The sequence below is a fragment of the Corynebacterium accolens genome, assembly GCF_023520795.1.
Classification (GTDB): domain Bacteria; phylum Actinomycetota; class Actinomycetes; order Mycobacteriales; family Mycobacteriaceae; genus Corynebacterium; species Corynebacterium accolens.
Map to the genome: position 1 here is coordinate 1575833 of NZ_CP046605.1, position 18195 is coordinate 1594027.

Consider the following 18195-nt stretch of genomic DNA (forward strand, 5'->3'; position numbering starts at 1 on the left):
AAATCAGTCAGTGTTCGTTGAGACAGCGTAGCCGAAGAAACGGTCTCGCGCCGTCTTTGGGTGGGGGTATCTACCCCAGTTTCCTTCATCAATGCGATTGTACGGAGGCTAGTTTTAGCCGCCTCCAGCATAGATAAAAGTAACCCCCACCGCCGTAGCACACGGTGGTAGGGGTTAGGTAAACAGCCTTGTACAGGAATTATTCCCTAGCTGCCCCACACCAAAATGTGCGTGGGGTATTCAATTAAGTGCAGTTAAGAAAGAATCCTCACAAGAGGCAGGCCTACTGTGCAGGCTTGTCTGCGGGGGCTTCCTCAGCCTTTTCTGCAGAAGCAGGATCGGATGCGGCTGCAGCAGCCTCAGCATCGCGCTGTTCCTTCTCTGCGGAATCGCCGGCAGCTTCCTTAGCGGCTGCAAGCTGGCGCTCCTCGCGAGCCTTCTTGCCCTCTTCGACGGCGGACGCCACGATGCCGGACAGCAGCTTGGTGGAACGGATTGCGTCATCGTTGCCCGGGATCGGGAAGTCAACGTCATCCGGGTCGCAGTTGGTGTCCAGGATGGCAACAACCGGGATGTTCAGCTTGTGAGCTTCCTTAACCGCGATGTGCTCCTTGTTGGTGTCAACAATCCACAGTGCGGACGGGGTCTTGGCCATCTCAGAGATGCCGCCCAGAACGCGCTCAAGCTTGGCGCGCTCGCGGTTGAGCATCAGAACTTCCTTCTTGGTGCGGCCCTTGTAGCCGTCCTCGCGCTCATCCATAGCCTGAAGTTCCTTCATGCGCTTCAGACGCTTGGACACGGTCTGGAAGTTGGTGAGCATGCCGCCCAACCAGCGGTGGTTGACATAAGGCATGCCGACGCGGGTTGCTTCTTCAGCAACTGCTTCCTGCGCCTGCTTCTTGGTGCCAACGAAAAGGATGGTGCCACCGTGAGCGACGGTTTCCTTAACGAACTCGTATGCCTCATCGATGTAGGTCAGCGTCTGCTGCAGGTCGATGATGTAGATGCCGTTACGGTCGGTGAAGATGAAACGACGCATCTTCGGGTTCCAGCGACGGGTCTGGTGGCCAAAGTGCACACCAGCGTCGAGGAGCTCGCGCATGGTTACAACTGCCATGATTCGCTCGCTTTCTTTTACTTGTCTTTCGGTTTTCCAAATGTGCGGTGTTTTATTCCGCACCCTAGCAACGAAGGCCCTGCCAACACCTTGTTTCCAAGGACCACGTCAGCTGCCGGGCCGCCACACCCTTAACGCAGGATGCAACAACTTCGTCGCGCGTAGTCAATGCCTCCGTGAGGGTTAACTCCCAGCGGACACACTGCTATGAAAGACAATAATCCCAGCCAGCTAGATTTTCCAAACCGAACAAGCACTTTTCCACAAGTTTCTTTGGACGTTTCGCCTCGATTGTCACTCGGGTTTCTTCCGCCCCCACCGCTGCCAGTTTATCCACAGCCAGCCCACGCTTCGCAGGACATTATTTGCCCTGGCGCTACACACTGTGACCCATGAACCTTTTTCCACGACCACGCAATAATGCCGCTTGCAGATGCCCCCTTATCCCCACCCTCGCCACCACCCTCACTGGTGCGCTCGTGCTACTGTGCGCGGCACCCGCTGCCGCATACGTCGATCCCGCCTCGGGTAAACCGCGCCCGGTTCGGGTGCCGCGCGGCTTTGATAAGCCCGAGCATAAGTGGAGCGCTGGCCACCGCGGCGTCGATATGGACCTAAGAATTGGCGGCCGCGTCGTCGCCGCCGAATCCGGCACCGTCGCTTTTGTCGGCACCGTCGCTGGAACCCCGGTCATTTCGATAGACCATGCAGATGGCATTCGTACCACGTATCAACCCGTGCACGCGAGCGTCACCCAAGGCCAAGAAGTGCGCGAGGGCCAAACCATAGGAAAGCTCGGCCACCCAGTAGACGGCACACCAGGACTGCATTGGGGCGCGCGGATTGCCAAGGACAGCTACATTGACCCATTAAGCCTGCTGGATATGCCGGTTATCCGCCTCAAGCCTTTATAAGAATCACTCAGGCCCGCGGGTGGGCCTGGGAATAGACCTGCTTTAGCCGCTTTGCGGAAACATGCGTATAGATTTGCGTGGTACTCAAAGACGAGTGTCCCAATAACTCTTGGACCACGCGCAGGTCCGCGCCGCCTTCTAAAAGATGTGTAGCCGCAAGGTGTCGCACCCCGTGCGGCGTTAGGCCGCTTGTGCCGGTAACCGTGGCGGCTTTGTCTACGATGCGCCGCACCTGGCGCTGGTCAATGCGCGCTCCCCTGCTGCCTACAAAGATGGCCTGGGTTTCTCCCCGCGCCATTTCTTTGCGCCCGCCGTCTATCCACTGCTGCAGGGCATCGGTTGCGGCGGCACCAAAGGGCACGACCCGTTGCTTATTTCCCTTACCGGTTACACGTGCGGTGGACCGCTTAAAGTCCACGTCTTCTATATCGAGGCGGACCAGTTCCGCCACGCGCATTCCGCTGGCATAGAGCAACTCCAAAATGGCGCTATCGCGCTGAAAATGTGCTTCATCGACAGAAACGGCGTTGCCCACAAGTTCGCCCGCCTGCTGCGGTGCCATGACCGTTGGGAGATGCTGGCCCACCTTCGGTGTTACCAATCGTGCCGCAACATCACGGGTGAGGTAGCCTTCCCTTTCCGCCCAGGTAGAAAAGGCTTTAACTGAGGCAGTCCTGCGTGCCAGCGTTGCGCGCGCCTTTCCTTCTGCGACCGCGTTGCCCAGCCACTGCCGCAGGTTATTGAGGTTAAAGTCCGCAAAGGTATCGATGTCTTGGGCCAGGTTTTTTAGGTCCGCGCGGTAGCCACGCACCGTGGCCTCCGCACGGCCTTTGACGCAGAGTTGGAAGTCCGCAAAGTCCTCGATAGCCTCGTCCATTTGCCCGACCGGGCCATGACTTTCTGCGGCCTTCCGTTTATCACTCATACCCCACGAGTTTACTTGCTTTTCAGCCCATCTCTAAGCGAACCCAATTATTTCCCTCCCGCACGATCACACACATTTTCTCTAGGGCAAGCAATAAGTGGATAGTAAGGGGCAGGCGGAATCCCGCGTCCCGCGCAATATCTTCTGCAGTAGCCGGAGGGCTTCCTGGCGGAGGGGTCGCGTCAAAGACCCGCAGCTCATTCCGCGATAGTCGCTGCGTTAAAGACGCCGCAAAATTCATTTCATATTGCGCCTCCGGATCAACCGTCCCGGCGCGGCCCACCAGGGCGCGGACTTCGTTGGCGCTGGCGACCAACTGGGCCCGCCCGTCTTGGATGCGCTGGTGGCACCCGAGCGAGCCACTCGTCGTAATTGGCCCCGGCACCGCCATGGCAACGCGCCCCAAGGCTTCTGCCCAGTTGAGGGTATTAAGAGCACCCGAGCGATATGCCGCTTCCATGACCACGATTCCTTGGCTTAGCGCAGCAACAAGGCGGTTGCGAATGAGAAAGCGATGCCGCTTGGGTGCTGTCTCGGGAGCGAATTCGGAGACGATGCAGCCATTATCGGCAATCTGATCGAAGAGTCCACCATTGCGGGCCGGGTAATTCTTGTCGATTCCGCACGCGGCGACAGCAATGGTGCGCCCCGCATTGTGCAAGGCGGTCTCATGCGCCACGGTATCTACTCCCAAAGCCCCGCCGGAGACGATAGTCCACTGATGGTTCACTAGGCCTGAGACCACACTTTGGGTTGCCTGCCACCCGTAGCGCGAAATGGCGCGCGTGCCCACGATTCCCACGGCCTGCCCTACCTCGGGTTTAAGCGCTGAGCCGCGTACCCACAAGCTATGCGGCGGTACTGCTTGCTCATCGAATGTGGCCGGCGCGTCCGCGCCATTCTGGTAGAAACCGAAGGCAGAAGAAAATGCCTCGGCTGGCCACTCGGGGCTATCGGCAGTGATCAATCGCGCCCCCACGCGCTCTGCGGCGGCGAGGTCTTCTTTTTGCCGCACCCAATCAAACCGTGAGGCGGTGCGCGCTAAGAGAGGCCCGATCCAATCGGCTCGGTGATAAATCCCGTGGGCAATCTCTTCGGCCGAATGATGTTCCAGCAAGGCCTGCAAGGAGGCGGACGGGCCTTCCACCACGCGATTGAGATATACCCATGTGGCAAGTGGAGTCGATAAATCAAGATCGCTCATGCCGAAATCCTCCCTACCGTTTGGCTCGAACGAAGGTCGAGGGCTTGACCCACTTCCGCAAGATCGGGTGTGGAACTGCCATGCAAGTCGGCCAAGGTCCACGACACGCGCAGGACGCGGTCGATGCCGCGCTGCGAAATCTCGCCCTCGGCAAGGTAGGCAGACAACATGATCATCGCGGACTCAGATGCGGGGCGGTGCCGGCGCAAATAGGACGAGGGCACGGCGCCGTTGACGCGGGCGGGAATGCCGTCGGCCGCCCAGCGCGCCCGGGCACGGTCGCGGGCTGCGGCGACCCGCTCGGCAATGGCGGCAGAGGATTCTTCGCCCTCAGCATTGATGGTGGCTGACTGTCCGGAGAGGGTGACCACCATGTCCAAGCGGTCGCGCAACGGCCCGGAGAGATTCGATAGATAATGAAGCCGGTCATGCGGATTGCACGTGCATTGAGAGGGATCCTCGGCGGCGCACCGACAGGGGTTAGCGGCCATAATCAGTTGGAATCGCGCCGGGTAGTCAATCTCCTGCTGCGCGCGTGCCAGGCGTACATGACCTTCTTCTAAAGGCGCGCGCATGCCGTCGAGGACTGGGGCGCTTACCTCGCTGACCTCATCGAGGAAGAGCACCCCATTATGGGCCAGGCTCACCGCCCCTGGGCGAGGATGACCGCTTCCACCACCAAGGAGCGCCGCACGGGTAACCGAAGAGTGCGGGGCGATGAAGGGCGCGTGGGAGACCACTTCACCGGGGGTCCCCGTGAGCGAGTGGACCGCGGTGGTTTCTACCATCTGGTCCGGGCTTAGCGCCGGAAGAATGCTGGGCAGGCGCGAGGCGATCATGGATTTTCCTGAGCCCGGTGGGCCGATCATCAACAGATGGTGCCCACCGGCGGCAGCGACTTCCGCCGCCCACTTGGCATGGTGTTGCCCGGCTATATCGCAAAAATCTAGCCGCTCCTGTGCGGGCGCCGCTGCAGGCTGGTCAGAGCAGCACTCGGCCGCGCGGGGCAGGTCGCGCTCTCCAAGCGCCCACGCAAAGGCATCAAAGAGCGTGGCTGCAACCAGCACATTCAAATCGGGAACGAGGGTGGCCTCGGCCGCATTTCCTGGCGGAATAACCAGCGTAGAAATGCCCTCCTCGCGGGCGGCGAGAAGCGCTGGGATGATGCCAGGGACTGCTCTAACCGTGCCGTCCAGGCCCAGTTCCCCGAGCACCAGAGTTTCTTCAAGGACCCGGTTGGGTGACTGCACGGAGCGCGCGTAGTCAGCGCCGTGCTGTTCTACGTGGGCGGCGAGAATCGCAAGGGCCATGGGCAGGTCAAAGTGGGAGCCTGATTTTGGTAGAGAGGCCGGCGACATGGAGACGATGACCTTGGTTTTCGGCCATGGCAGGCGGGAATTCGCGGCGGCGGTCTTGATGCGGTCGCGGGATTCAGATATCGCGGTATCCGCATGCCCCACCACATGGATTCCGGGCAGGCCATGCCCTACGTTGGCTTCGACGTTGATGACGCGGGCGAGCACGCCGTGCAGGGAGACTGCTAGGCATTTACCGAGGGCCATCGTCGACCCCCGTAAAGTGCTCTAATTCAAAACCCTCGCCATTGACCACGAGAGCAATGACATCGAAGCGTACGGTAGCCAGCGGCTTGCCGTCTAGCCACTGGACGGCGGCCCTGCGCATACGGGCAAGCTTGTGTGGGGTCACCGCCTCGGCTGTGCCAAAGCTCGCGGTAGAGCGGGTTTTTACCTCTACGAAGACGATCGTGCCATCGGGCTCGCGGGCAATAAGGTCGATTTCTCCCACTCGGTAGGAGACGTTGGCGGCGATGATATCGGATCCGCGCTCGCGGAGGTAGCCCGCGGCGAATGATTCTCCCCGCTTGCCTAGTTCTTGCCTGTGCCGGGGGTGCTTCGTAGCGAGGTGTTTATCGGATGCAAATTGCATGTGCGGCGTCCTTTTCTTTCGTGCTGTTTGTGCTGCACGCACAGAACACCGCAGGATGCGGGCCGGATACAAGCCCGAAAACCAGAAAACCGCCGCAGATGTGAATAACTTCGGCATCACGAAGAGTTATCCACAGCTGCGGCGGTATGAAGCGGGCGCCGGGTTGACAGGCGCCCAGTGCCCTAGTCCGGCATGATGAAATCCGGCTTGTCCAGTTCCTCGATATTGACGTCCTTGTAGGTAATGACGCGGACGTAGCGCACGAATCGGGCGGAACGGTACATATCCCACACCCAGGCATCGGACATGCGCACCTCGTAGTACACATCGGGCCCGGCGGTATGGGGAATCAGTTCTACGGCATTGGCCAGGTAGAAACGTCGTTCGGTTTCTACGACATAAGAAAACTGGCTGACGACATCGCGATATTCGCGGTAAAGGGACAGCTCTACCTCTGCCTCGTAGTTTTCGAGTTCCTCTGCACTCACTGTGGACCTCCAAAAGATGGGATAGCTCGCCCTAGCTTAGCGCGCAGAAACCACAATTTTCGCTAGGCACGCGCAGTAAATTGGGCATGCGCGCGCTGCACATTGCTGTAGCTCATGCGGTGTTCCGGGCTCGCCCCCAAAGCGGCAATCGCGGCCTCGTGCGCCTTAGTGCCATAGCCCTTATGCCCTGCCAATCCATAGCCCGGAAAGCGCTCGTCCAGATCCAGCATGAGGTGATCCCGGCTGACCTTGGCCAGCACGCTCGCCGCCGCAATGCACCGCGCCGCCGCGTCCCCACCAACGATGGGCAGGTGAGGTTGGGTGAGGCCGGGGATAAAGAGGGCATCGGAAAGCACATAGCCTGGGCGCTGTTCCAGGCGCGCTACTGCCCTGCGCATGCCCGAGGTATTGGCGTGTTGGATGCCACGCTTGTCGATGTCCCCCGCACCAATATGCACCACTGACCAGTCCACAGCCTTGTCTTTGATGATGGGAAAGAGTTTTTCGCGCTGGCGGGGCGTGAGCTTTTTGGAATCGGTTAAGGTATCCAATTCGCCCACGATGCGCTCGGGCAGGATGCAGGCTGCGATGGTGATGGGGCCGCAGCACGCACCGCGGCCGGCCTCATCCACCCCGGCGACGGGGCCGAGCCCTGCCTTGGCCAACGCCACTTCAAAGGTGCGTTGCTGTTTAAGCCGCCGCATCCTGGATATCCGGATCGTCAATGCCGCCAAAGCGCGATACGGGCAGGACCACGGCCTCTACCTTGCCGCGCACGTTGTCCACCGGCACGGTGCCTTGCAGGTGATCGCCGATGTGCGCACGAGAATCCAGGGAATTGGTGCGGTTATCCCCCATGACCCACATATTGCCTTCTGGAACGGTCACGGGACCGAAGTATTGGCCGCCGCAGGCCTGCGAGCCGGAGCCGGGATCAACCGGGATCTCGGGCGGATCCAACGTGAAGCTCTGGTCTATCGGTGCACCATCCACCATCACCGCGGAATCGCCCTCCTCACACTTGACCGTCTGGCCCTCGGTGGCGATAACGCGCTTGACCAGGATATTTTCCCCATTGGGCAAAAGCCCCACCGACGCCAAGGCGTTTTGGGCACCGCGCACCAGCACGTTATCGGAGCGCTGCACCTCAAATTCCGTATTCCAGGACTCAGGTCCTTCAAATACCACGACATCGCCTGGGGCTGGGTCGTGGAAGTAATAGCTCATCTTTTGCACCGCGATGCGGTCATTATCGCAGCCGGTACAGCCATGCAGCGTAGGTTCCATCGACGCGGAGGGAATGACATACATCCGGCCGACGAATGCCTGCAGTAGGACTAAGAGCACGAAGCCGCCGATGACCGGTGCGAGGAAATCGCGGGTGCGCAGGCGCTGTTGCTGTGGTTTAGCTTTGGATGTCTGGGTCATCGACCCCACCAATGCGGTTGAACGGCCAGAATACGAACTGCACCTTTCCGCGCACGTTATCTACGGGGATCGTGCCGTGGAAGTTATCGCCCATGTGGTAGCGCGAATCGGCAGACGCGGTGCGGTTATCCCCCATGACCCAGATATTATCCTCAGGCACCTTCACTGGGCCGAAATACGGGCCACCGCAGGCTTCCGATCCAGTCGATTCATCCACCGGATAGGTCGGCGGATCCTGCACGTAATCCTGCTTGATGGGCTTGCCATCCACCATGACGGCGGGATCGCCTTCCTGGCAAGACACCGTCTGCCCGCCGGTGGCGATAACGCGCTTGACCAGGGTATTTTCATCTGGTGGCGCCAAGGAGATAAAGCTCAGCGCATCCTGAATGCCGTGAATGACGGCATTGGATGAGCGCGGGGAGACGTAACTCCCGTTCCAATCGTCGGTGCCCTTAAAGACCACGACATCGCCTGGCTCTGGGCTCTTATCGCCGTAGTAAGAGACCTTTTCTGTAAAGATGCGGTCATTCGTGCATCCCTCACAGCCATGCAGCGTCGGCTCCATGGATCCTGAGGGAATCACGTATTGGCGGCCGATGAAGTTTTGGAATAGCCCCACGACCACCAGCACGGAGACGACGACTACGAGAGTCTCCAGCCACCACGGCATTTGTTTTTTCTCCGTGGTCGCTTCCTCCGCGGCCGCTTCTTTGCCCTGCGAGATGCTTTCGTTATTCACCCGTCAGATCCTAGCAACTGCATGCCCGCAATCTGGATTGGCTCCCGTGACTGCGGGGCGATTCACAGGAAATCGAAATGATTCGAGGAGTGCACAATAAAAATCTCCCTCCCTTTCCGGCACTGTGCATGCGGGAAAGGAAGGGAGATAGGCGCTGCCCAGGGCGGGCGTTAGAACTAGCGACGCTCCTTGATGCGAGCCTTCTTGCCGCGCAGATCGCGCAGGTAGTACAGCTTCGCACGGCGAACGCGGCCGCGGCGGGAGACCTTGATGGACTCGAGGTTCGGGGAGTGAACCGGGAAGGTACGCTCTACGCCGATACCGAAGGAAACCTTACGCACGGTGAAGGTCTCGCGGATACCGGAGCCCTGGCGGCGGATGCAGATGCCCTTGAAGAGCTGTGCACGCTCGTTGTTACCCTCAATAACCTTGACGTTGACGTCGAGGGTATCGCCGGGACGGAAGGACGGGATGTCGTCGCGCAGCTGTGCTGCATCGACCTTGTCGATAATGTTGGTCATGCCAATATTCCTTTTCAGTTTGGGACAGAGGACCCTGGCGGCCGGAGGCCTGACCGGTTCGTGCCCGTTACATAGAACGATGGATTATCTTTCCATAGGAACCGGCCAATTCCAAATTCCTCTATTTCGCGGATTTACTACCCTACCTGGGGCGAGCCGGGCGCGCAGCACGCCTTAGGCAGGCATGGGCGAGCGGAGGATGGAGTGGTGCTCATCGAGGATCTTTGCCGTGCCCAGGTATCGCGCCCGGAAGACCAAGTACGACGCCACCACGGCACCCACCGTGATGCTAAAGAGGATAATGATGCTGCTCCAGAATGTGCCATCATGAATGCCGTCGGTAGCGCGGGTGAACGCGTCCTTGGCGTAGGACATCGGGTGGAAAGGGTGCAGCAGGCTGAGCGCGCGCGGAATCGCCAGGACCGGCCAGACACCGCCAAAGACCATCACGCCCAGGGCGAACGCGCCGGCGGCAAAGATCGAACCGATCTTGCGCCCGAAGGTAATCAGGAAGAACTGGTAGGTCGCCGCACCCACGGCGGAAATCGCGGCGAGCACGAGCGCGATCATGGACCAGCTTGCCGGCTGCCACCCCAGGGTGGAAGACATCAGGGCCATAAACGCCAGTATGAGGAAGTTCAGGCCGGTCAGCGCGGCAAAGGCGCCGAATACGCTGCGGACCGGGCTGGTGGCGCGGGCTCCCCGGCGCACCATGTAGTACGGCAGCGTCATCGCCAAGAGCAGCATGACGAGGAAGCCGAATACGAGCACGAAGAGCATGGAGGCGCCGCCGGTAATATTCTTTTCGGTCGGGTCCGCTGGGTTGACGACCGTCTGCACGGGATGGACATTGGATGCGGTGAAGTTAATGGGAACCGCTATATTTTGCGCGGAATCCTCTGGGCGGGAAATGGTAGGTGCCTTGGCGGCGCCTTCGGCAAGCTTTGTGGATAGCTCGCCAGAGCCTTCCTTGAGGCGGTCCAAGCCGCCCTTGAGCTCGGTTCCGCCTTCAGCCAGGCGGCCGGTGCCCTCCTTGAGCGCGCCCGTGCCATCGTGGAGGCGGGAGGCACCATCCTGCAAGCGGGTCGCACCGTCCTGCAGCTGCGAGGTACCGTCGCTAAGCCTGCCAACTCCGCCGCGCAGCTCCTTGATGCCATCGGACAGGCGGTGTGCACCGCCGTTCAGTGTGGTCAGCCCGCCGAGGTATTCCGATTGCGGGTCGGACAGGTTGTAGTGCAGCTGCCCGGTGCCTGCGGAAAGCTTCTCCAGCTGCCCCACCATATTTCCACTAGAGGCGGGATCGAGCCTGGATACCAACGAGTAGAGCTGATCCGCTTGCTGGGTCATGCCGAGCCCGCGCAGGATGTCTACCAGCTGGGTAAGGCCAGGAACCACGGCTTGGGCTTGCTTCAGCACGGGGATGAGCATGCCGGTGAGTTGATTGACCCCGGCATCGATCTGGCCCGCACCATCGGCAAGGCGGCCGGTGCCGGCAAGGAGCTTATCGGAGCCATCGGCAAGCCGGGTCGCACCGTCATCGAGGCGCGCCGCGCCATCACTCAGCTTGCCTGCACCATCATTCAACCGCCCGACGCCGTCATTGAGCCGCGTCGTTCCGTTGAGGAGCTCGGCCGTGCCGTTATTGAGCTTGCCCGCACCGTTGTCGAGCTTGTTGATGCCCTCAACCGCGCGCCCGCCGCCCTCTTGCAGCTTTCCAGCGCCCTCATCGAGGCGCCCCGCGCCGTCCGCGGCATTGCCCAGGCCGTCGCTCAGCTTAGTAAGCCCCTCAATAACCTGGTCGGCGTACTTTTTGGAAATGGCGTTTTCCACGCTCGTTTGTACCTGCGGAATGAGGCTGGAGGAAATGACCGAACCATTCGTGCCGTAATAGTCATTCGTAGCGAAGTTGATCTCCGGTTTTTCGGGCTTATCGCTGATGATGGTCACGGCCTGCTCAGAAAAGTTCTTCGGGATAGTCACCACCATCAAGTACTTGCCCTTGACCAGGCCCTCTTCGCCTTCTTCCTTGTTGACCTCAGAGAATTTGAGGTAGTCAGTCTCTAGCAGCCCCTCGACCACTTGGTCGCCATAGTTGGTGTTCTTGCCCTGCTTGTCCACGCCCGCGTCTTCATTGACCACGGCAAGGTCAATATTGCGCATGTACTTGGACGGATCCCACATGGCCCACATCATGGTTCCGGCCACGATGATGGGCGCAACGAGGAAGAATACGATAAGCACCCGCGACAATGCGCTGCGCGGGCGCCAGTCCAGGAGGCGGTGCCAGCCCAGCACTCCCCGGCCCTTGTGTTCCTCGCCGCTTATCGAGGCCATCGCTGCGGTGTCCTCGGCACCGTGACCGCTATCGGCCGCACGACTCATAGTTGTCTCCTTATGGCAGTAGTTCAGCGTCCCCCTTGCCCCCATCTGCCCAGGAGCACCTCGCTGAAGCAGGAGAAGAAGGACGCCATTTACTTAGTTTTGCCAAACTTACCATTATTGGATGTGGGAGTCCGCATCGATTGTAATGTGGCGGTCATATTTTTCGGGTCGTCCGCGGTTGGCGGGGATATTTTCCCCACCGCGCCTCAAGTAGCGGCCCACCCTGCGGTGCTGGTAGGCCGCTGCACAGGGAAGCTAGAAGCCGGCCTTCTTCAGGGCATCGGCCATGGTCCCCTTGGCTGCCGGGCGCCCGCGGGAGCCTCCACGATCGGAGTTGCGTCCGCCCTTCTTCCCCGCTGCGCGCGAAGGCTTTTGACCGCCGCGCTTGCCGGATCCGCGCTGCGAGTCGCCGCCGCGGCGCTTCGGCGCGGGCTGTCCCGGCTCATCATCCAGCCGCAGCGATAGGCCGATGCGCTGGCGATCGACGTCAACCTCCATCACCTTGACCTTGACCACCTGGCCAGAGCGCACGACCTCATGGGGATCAGAAACAAACTGGTGGCTCATGGCAGAGACATGGACGAGGCCGTCTTGGTGCACGCCGACATCCACAAACGCGCCGAAGGCCGCGACGTTGGTGACCGTGCCCTCCAGCACCATGCCGGGGGTGAGGTCAGAGACCTTATGCACGCCTTCTTTAAAGGTGGCGGTCTTAAACTCAGGGCGCGGATCGCGGCCGGGTTTATCCAGCTCGGCGATGATATCGTTCACAGTTGGGATACCGAAGGTTTCATCGGCGAAATTGGCGGGATCCAGCTTGTCTAGCACGCGGGTATTGCCAATGAGCTCGCCGATGCCCAGCCCCGTCTGCTCCGCTATCCGCGTCACGATGGGATAGGCCTCCGGGTGAACCGCGGACGCATCGAGCGGGTCCGCTCCCCCATTAATGCGCAGGAAGCCGGCGGACTGTTCAAAGGCCTTCGGCCCCAGGCGCGGCACCTTCTTCAGTTCCTTGCGGGTAGCAAAAGAACCGTTGTCATTGCGGTAGGCCACGATATTGGCGGCAATGGTGGGGTTAATACCCGCCACGCGCTCCAAGAGCGGCGCCGATGCCGTATTGAGGTCAACGCCAACGCCGTTGACGGCGCTTTCCACCACGCCGTCCAGCGTCCGTGCCAGCGACGTTTGGTTCACATCGTGCTGGTACTGGCCCACGCCGATGGCCTTAGGATCGATCTTCACCAGCTCTGCCAGCGGATCCTGCAGGCGCCGGGCGATGGAGACCGCCCCCCGCAGCGAGACGTCCATATCGGGAAATTCCTCCGCCGCCAACTGCGATGCGGAGTAGACCGATGCCCCGGATTCGGAGACCACGACGGGCGTCGGACGCTGGCCGCCAGCCTGCTTGAGCAGGTCAGCAATCTCGTGTGCAAGTTTTTCCGTTTCCCTAGACGCAGTGCCATTGCCGATGGCCATAAGGTCAACCGAGTGCCGCGCGCACAGCGTGGACAGGGTCTGCACCGCCTGCGACCACTGGTTTTGCGGCTGGTGAGGATAGACAATGGTGGTATCGAGCACCTTGCCCGTTTTATCCACCACGGCACACTTGGTGCCGTTGCGGTAGCCCGGATCGAGGCCGATCGTCGCGCGCTGGCCCGCAGGGGCAGCAAGCAGCACGTCGCGCAGGTTCGTGGCAAAGACCTTGAGGGCGCCTTCTTCTGCTACTTCTTTCAAGCGCATGCGCACATCCAGGCTGGAGGAAACATACAATTTGGTGCGCCATCCCCAGTGCACGGCATTACCCAGCCACGCGGAGCTGCGATCCAGACCGAAGCGATCCGCAATGAGGTCCTCGTAGTCGGCATCGTCACCGGCATCCAGGTGCAGCTGCAGCACTCCCTCGTTCTCCCCGCGCAGGAGCGCCAGAATGCGGTGGGAAGGAAGCGAAGAAAAAGGCTCGTTGAAGTCGAAGTAATCCTTGAACTTCGCGCCCTCGGCTTCCTTCCCCTCTACCACCTGCGCCTGCATGGCACCCTGGTTAAACATGCGCTCGCGCACGCCACCGACCAAGTCTGCATCGAGTGCGAAGCGATCAATGAGGATGGAGCGCGCACCCTCGAGCGCCTTCTTGGTATCGGGAAAACCTTCCGTGAGATAGTCCTGCGCCAGTTCCTCCGGCTGGGCCTGCGGCTGCGCGATCAATGTATCGGTCAGCTCTTCCAAGCCGGCTTCGCGCGCGATATCCGCCTTTGTCTTGCGCCGCTTTTTATACGGCAGGTACAAATCCTCAAGCCGCGCCTTAGTATCGCAGGCAAGGATCTGGCCGCGCAGGTCATCGCTAAGCTTGCCCTGCTCATCAATGGCGGCAAGGACCGTCTCTTTGCGCTCTTCTAGCTCGCGCAGGTAGGTGGCCCGCTCTTCGATGGTGCGCAGTTGCGCGTCATCCAAACCACCCGTGACCTCCTTGCGATAGCGCGCAATGAAAGGCACGGTATTTCCCTCCGCAAGGAGTTTCAGCGCCGTCGAAACCTGGGTTTCTTGAGCGCCGATCTCCGCCGCGATGGTGGCCGCAATATTCACGTAGATTCCTCACACTTCTATTTCAAAGCTTGGTACGGGACCCACCCAATCTACCGCATGCCTTGTCCACCGCCCCGGCCTGCCACCGCCGGACACACAAAATCCTCTCCCTCCCGCACGCTACAAGCAGGAAGAAGAGGAGTAAAAGACGCCCCGATTTAGTGGATGACTACCTCGGCCCGATCGCCGCCGGTGCAGCTTACCCGCGAGGAGCTGCCGGAGCAGTACATCGTGTAGGTACCACCGGTAGTAGGAGAATAAACGCTCAAGGTGGCATTCGTTCCGCCACCGGCCACCCAGTTATTCATGAAGGTGTTGTAGACGTTTTTGGCAAAGGCCTCTGAGGTTTTGCTCGTGGCCGCGTAATAGCTCGTGTAATCGCCCCACGAGTGCCCATTGCCGCTGCTTGCAGCCGCCTGTGCTGGGGCGGGCGCGGGGGCCTGTTCGGTCTTGGTCACGGTAGCTTCACTGCCAGACTTCCCGTCGTCCTTGGCATCGACCTTGGTGGAGTCAACCTTTTGCTGGAATTGGCTTTCCTGCGCGGTGGCGCTGGACTTATTGCCATTTCCCTGCACGAAAAAGAATGCGGCAGCAGCAACGGCCAATAGCGCCACAACTCCCAAAATGATCGCCGCAATCATGGCCCCATTCCCGCCGCGACTCTGTTGCGGCTGGGAATACGCGGGGTACTGGTTGTACTGCGGCTGTTGGTTGTATCCGCCAAAGTCATTTCCATTGGGAGAAGTCATGCGAGAGATCCTTGGAGAGCAAGTAAAAAATGCGAGTAAATGCTGCACTTACAGTAGCACTACCCAGCATCGATACACGTTTTTCTAGAGAGCTTTTCTTAAATTTCTTCGGAGGATTCTGCGCTCCATACGGGCTCGGCCGACCACGCGAATTCGGTATGGCCAATTTCCGTGCTCCCCAACCACGCCGCGGTGGGCGGTAAGCACTCAGCAACCACCGGCGCGACGGAAGGCAGGGCTGCTGCGGTATCGCCATTGACGATGACCCGCCACAGCGGCGTTCCTTCCGCCGCGGTTCCATTGCTGAAGGCATATTCTTGAGCCAATGGGCTATCTTTCGGCGCCGATGGGGCAACCACGGTGGCAAAAATATTTACCGGCGTAAAACCTGCATCGCGTAATTTCTCCGGCATATCTTCCTGGCATCCTTCCCATTCTTCCTGGGTCATCAGCACAGAAAGATCCACGCTCACCTGCATTATTGCCCCTTGTCTTCAGATTCACGCTCGCGCACGTGCGCTAGATATGCCTTGTCCGCCTTGCTCAATTCCACGTGTTCCAATAACTCGGGGCGGCGCTGCCAGGTGCGCTCCAATGCTTGTTCCCTGCGCCACCGGTCCACCAGCCCATGGTTTCCAGAGGTCAGGACCTCCGGCACCGCAAGCCCGCGCCACTCCCGCGGCTTGGTATAGCTCGGTCCCTCTAACAGGCCATCAGAAAAGGAATCCTCCTCATGCGAGCGCTTATTGCCCAATACCCCGGGGATAAGGCGGACGACGGCTTCTGCAATCACCAATACGGCGACCTCCCCGCCAATGAGCACATAATCCCCGATGGATACCTCCCGAACGCGGTAGCGCTTCTTTGCATCTTCAACCACGCGCTGGTCGATGCCCTCGTAACGCCCACAGGCAAAAACAATATGCTCCTCGGTAGACCATGCCCGCGCATCCGCCTGGGTAAAAGGCGCGCCAGCCGGGGTGGGAACCAAGAGCAGCGGGAGATCGCTATCTTCACTGTTGCTCTCTCGCTCCTCGTGCGCCACTTCGGGGCCATACGCCTGAGCTTCGACGCCCTCTAATTCATCGTGGCGCGGGCGGTTGAGGTGCGGCAGGGAGGAGTCGAGTGTGGGAGCGGTGGTCCCGAGTGCGACATCGTCAAGCGCAGGGCCCCATACCTCAGGCTTCATAACCATTCCTGGGCCGCCGCCAAAGGGCGAGTCATCGACCGATTTATGCGCATCCGTGGCCCACTGCCGCAGATCGTGCACGCCCACCTCAAGGCGGCCCTGCTCGATGGCCTTGCCCAAAAGGGCGTGGCGCAGCGGCTGCAGGTATTCCGGAAAGATGGTCACGACATCGAGCCTCATAGGTCCAACAGCCCTTCCGGGGGTTCGATGGTGCACGTGCCGGCTTCCACATCGACCTCTGGGACGATGGCATGGACAAAGGGCACCAAGGCGGAACTACCCGTAGACAGTTCAACCTCTAAGAGGTCTTGGCTAGGCCCGTGCACGACGGAAACCACAGCGCCGATATCTTCCCCGTCGCGGATAACGCGCAGGCCTTCGAGCTCGTGATCATAAAAGCCCTCGTCATCATCTTCTAATGGGGCGGCGAAAAATTGGGTGCCGCGCAGGCTATCCGCTTGGGTGCGATCGGCAATTTCCTTGCACGTCACCAAAAGCCTGCCCTTGTGGCTGCGCACCGCAGAGATGGTCAACTCGTGTTCCTTGCGGCCCTGCCTCCCCTGCAGTTTTTCTCCCACTGCAAAGCGCACCTCAGGCTCATCGGTGGTGGGTTCTACCACCACTTCTCCCTTGATACCGTGCGACTTAATGACGCGCCCAATCATCAATTCCATGGCGCAAAGTTTACCGCATGCACCCCGTTGCCTTTATCTCCTGCCGCGTTCCCCACAATCCCGCCGCCAAGGATTAGGCTTGTGGCATGAACGACTCACCCAACCCTGCTTCCGAGCCACGCGGTGCACATCAGGAGGCACCGCACTCGCCCTTGATTGACCTTGACCTCGTAGCCTTGGCGCCTGCCACCGATCCTGAGCGCAAGCGCCCTGGGGTCAAGCGGGTCTTGAACGGTGAGCGCGCCAACCTCATCCTTTTTAGCTTCGCACCGGGGCAAACCTTGCCGGACCACAAAGCCGCCCACCCGATTACCGTGCAGGCCATACGCGGCGAGGTGAAGTTCACCTGCGGGGAGAAAACGGTCACCCTATCCCCGGGTAATATGGTGCACTTGCCGGCTTATACAGTACATAGCGTTGCCGCGCCCCTGCCGGAGATGGATTCGGATTCGCCCGCACAACAGGCGGACGCGCAGCCTGCACTGATGCTTTTAACGATGCTTACGGGCTAATTGAAATACACACACGGTTAGGACAGATTTTGGATACAACGCAGTCTCATAACAAGCCTTATCACCACGGAAACCTCCACGACGAGCTGCTGCGCATCGCCGTGCAATTAGGCAAAGAAAAAGGTCCTGAGGCTATTACCATCCGCGCCGTCACCCGCGCGGCAGGAGTGTCCCCTACGTCCGCTTACCGGCACTTTAAGGACCAGGAAGAGCTACACGATAAGGTGGCCGAACTCGCCACCGATGAGCTTGTGCGCCGCCTGCACCGCACCACCAATGAAGCTGGTGACCTTGCCTTCCCCGATCACCTCGTGCAGATAGGTTTTGCCTACCTCGACTTCGCCCTGGATGAAACGAATTTCTTCCGCTGCATGCTGGAGTGGAAGGCGCTGCGCTTTATGCTCGGCGTGGATCCGTCAACCCCCGATGATCCAAAAAGCGAACACCTGAACCTGATTCAGCGCTACTTCGATCTCTTGGCCCGCCATGCGCAGGCCCGAGGCCAAACGCCCAAGAAAGAATACTTCCTGCACAATAGCTTGCTGTCCTGGTCCGCCGTCCACGGTTTTACCGTGCTTGCCATTGACGGCCCCCTGTCCAAGCTGCCGCGGGAAGAAATCTATAAACTTTTCAAGCCCGTCGTCGCAGGTAGCCTGCGCGGGATGGATTTTGAAGATCCGAACGATGTATATGGCAATTACCCCGAACTGCGCCCACACGATGGGGAGCATTAGGCACTAGCCTGCGGCGGCCGCGCGCTGGCCAAGCGCGCAAAATCCCCCACTCGCCACCGTATGTCAATGCAACGATGGCAGGTGGGGGA

Annotated in this window: 19 protein-coding genes; 3 read left to right on the plus strand and 16 right to left on the minus strand. The window is 60.1% G+C overall.

Annotated elements, in window-relative coordinates; all coding sequences use genetic code 11:
* Nucleotides 1-283: 283 nt before the first annotated feature.
* Nucleotides 284-1117 (minus strand): 30S ribosomal protein S2, encoded by an 834-nt coding sequence (rpsB, locus tag CACC_RS07550; protein ID WP_005278684.1) that lies wholly within the window; start codon nt 1115-1117, stop codon nt 284-286.
* 392 nt (nt 1118-1509) lie between these two features.
* On the opposite strand from rpsB, the gene CACC_RS07555 reads away from it, so the two are divergent.
* Nucleotides 1510-2031 carry a M23 family metallopeptidase gene (locus CACC_RS07555; protein WP_244262144.1) on the plus strand — a complete coding sequence of 174 codons (522 nt, stop codon included), beginning with the start codon at nt 1510-1512 and terminating at the stop codon, nt 2029-2031.
* 7 nt (nt 2032-2038) lie between these two features.
* Here CACC_RS07555 and CACC_RS07560 read toward each other — a convergent pair whose 3' ends face one another.
* The 15 genes from CACC_RS07560 to rimM form a co-directional block, all read right to left on the minus strand.
* On the minus strand, nt 2039-2956 hold the full coding sequence (locus CACC_RS07560; RefSeq protein ID WP_005278677.1) for a tyrosine recombinase XerC: 918 nt from the start codon (nt 2954-2956) through the stop codon (nt 2039-2041).
* Nucleotides 2957-2978: 22 nt separating this feature from the next.
* Entirely contained in the window at nt 2979-4160 is a 1182-nt protein-coding gene (dprA, locus tag CACC_RS07565) for a DNA-processing protein DprA (RefSeq protein ID WP_005278675.1), read from the minus strand.
* Nucleotides 4157-5722, minus strand: a complete 1566-nt coding sequence (locus CACC_RS07570; protein ID WP_005278673.1) for a YifB family Mg chelatase-like AAA ATPase — start codon at nt 5720-5722, stop codon at nt 4157-4159. Before CACC_RS07570 ends, dprA begins: the two co-directional genes overlap by 4 nt.
* The gene (locus tag CACC_RS07575) at nt 5709-6107 is read right to left on the minus strand and encodes a YraN family protein (protein ID WP_005278670.1); all 399 of its coding nucleotides are present in this window, start codon (nt 6105-6107) and stop codon (nt 5709-5711) included. Before CACC_RS07575 ends, CACC_RS07570 begins: the two co-directional genes overlap by 14 nt.
* Before the next feature lie 182 nt (nt 6108-6289).
* Nucleotides 6290-6595: a DUF2469 domain-containing protein gene (locus tag CACC_RS07580; RefSeq protein ID WP_005278666.1), complete on the minus strand. Its 306-nt coding sequence runs from the start codon at nt 6593-6595 to the stop codon at nt 6290-6292.
* Between the two features lie 62 nt (nt 6596-6657).
* Nucleotides 6658-7308, minus strand: a complete 651-nt coding sequence (locus CACC_RS07585; protein WP_244262152.1) for a ribonuclease HII — start codon at nt 7306-7308, stop codon at nt 6658-6660.
* Nucleotides 7286-8023: a signal peptidase I gene (gene lepB, locus CACC_RS07590; protein WP_005278660.1), complete on the minus strand. Its 738-nt coding sequence runs from the start codon at nt 8021-8023 to the stop codon at nt 7286-7288. The genes CACC_RS07585 and lepB (CACC_RS07590) overlap by 23 nt, the downstream gene beginning before the upstream one ends.
* Nucleotides 8001-8696: a signal peptidase I gene (lepB, locus tag CACC_RS07595; protein WP_167530823.1), complete on the minus strand. Its 696-nt coding sequence runs from the start codon at nt 8694-8696 to the stop codon at nt 8001-8003. The genes lepB (CACC_RS07590) and lepB (CACC_RS07595) overlap by 23 nt, the downstream gene beginning before the upstream one ends.
* A 245-nt stretch (nt 8697-8941) precedes the next feature.
* Nucleotides 8942-9286, minus strand: a complete 345-nt coding sequence (rplS, locus tag CACC_RS07600; protein ID WP_005278655.1) for a 50S ribosomal protein L19 — start codon at nt 9284-9286, stop codon at nt 8942-8944.
* A gap of 174 nt (nt 9287-9460) precedes the next feature.
* Nucleotides 9461-11668, minus strand: coding sequence for a YhgE/Pip family protein (locus tag CACC_RS07605; RefSeq protein ID WP_035108443.1), 2208 nt, complete (start codon nt 11666-11668; stop codon nt 9461-9463).
* 255 nt (nt 11669-11923) lie between these two features.
* On the minus strand, nt 11924-14248 hold the full coding sequence (locus CACC_RS07610) for a Tex family protein (protein WP_005278649.1): 2325 nt from the start codon (nt 14246-14248) through the stop codon (nt 11924-11926).
* Nucleotides 14249-14406: 158 nt separating this feature from the next.
* Nucleotides 14407-14997: a hypothetical protein gene (locus tag CACC_RS07615; RefSeq protein ID WP_005278646.1), complete on the minus strand. Its 591-nt coding sequence runs from the start codon at nt 14995-14997 to the stop codon at nt 14407-14409.
* Nucleotides 14998-15095: 98 nt separating this feature from the next.
* Nucleotides 15096-15476 carry a hypothetical protein gene (locus tag CACC_RS07620; protein WP_005278643.1) on the minus strand — a complete coding sequence of 127 codons (381 nt, stop codon included), beginning with the start codon at nt 15474-15476 and terminating at the stop codon, nt 15096-15098.
* Nucleotides 15476-16366, minus strand: a complete 891-nt coding sequence (trmD, locus tag CACC_RS07625) for a tRNA (guanosine(37)-N1)-methyltransferase TrmD (RefSeq protein WP_005278641.1) — start codon at nt 16364-16366, stop codon at nt 15476-15478. The genes CACC_RS07620 and trmD overlap by 1 nt, the downstream gene beginning before the upstream one ends.
* Entirely contained in the window at nt 16363-16860 is a 498-nt protein-coding gene (rimM, locus tag CACC_RS07630) for a ribosome maturation factor RimM (protein ID WP_005278638.1), read from the minus strand. Before rimM ends, trmD begins: the two co-directional genes overlap by 4 nt.
* Nucleotides 16861-16946: 86 nt before the next feature.
* Between rimM and CACC_RS07635 the strand changes: the two genes are divergently transcribed.
* Together CACC_RS07635 and CACC_RS07640 are read left to right on the plus strand one after the other, a co-directional pair.
* Complete coding sequence (locus CACC_RS07635) at nt 16947-17372, plus strand: cupin domain-containing protein (RefSeq protein ID WP_005278635.1); 426 nt, start codon at nt 16947-16949, stop codon at nt 17370-17372.
* A 29-nt stretch (nt 17373-17401) separates the two neighbouring features.
* Nucleotides 17402-18106 carry a TetR/AcrR family transcriptional regulator gene (locus CACC_RS07640; RefSeq protein ID WP_005278630.1) on the plus strand — a complete coding sequence of 235 codons (705 nt, stop codon included), beginning with the start codon at nt 17402-17404 and terminating at the stop codon, nt 18104-18106.
* Nucleotides 18107-18195: the final 89 nt, after the last annotated feature.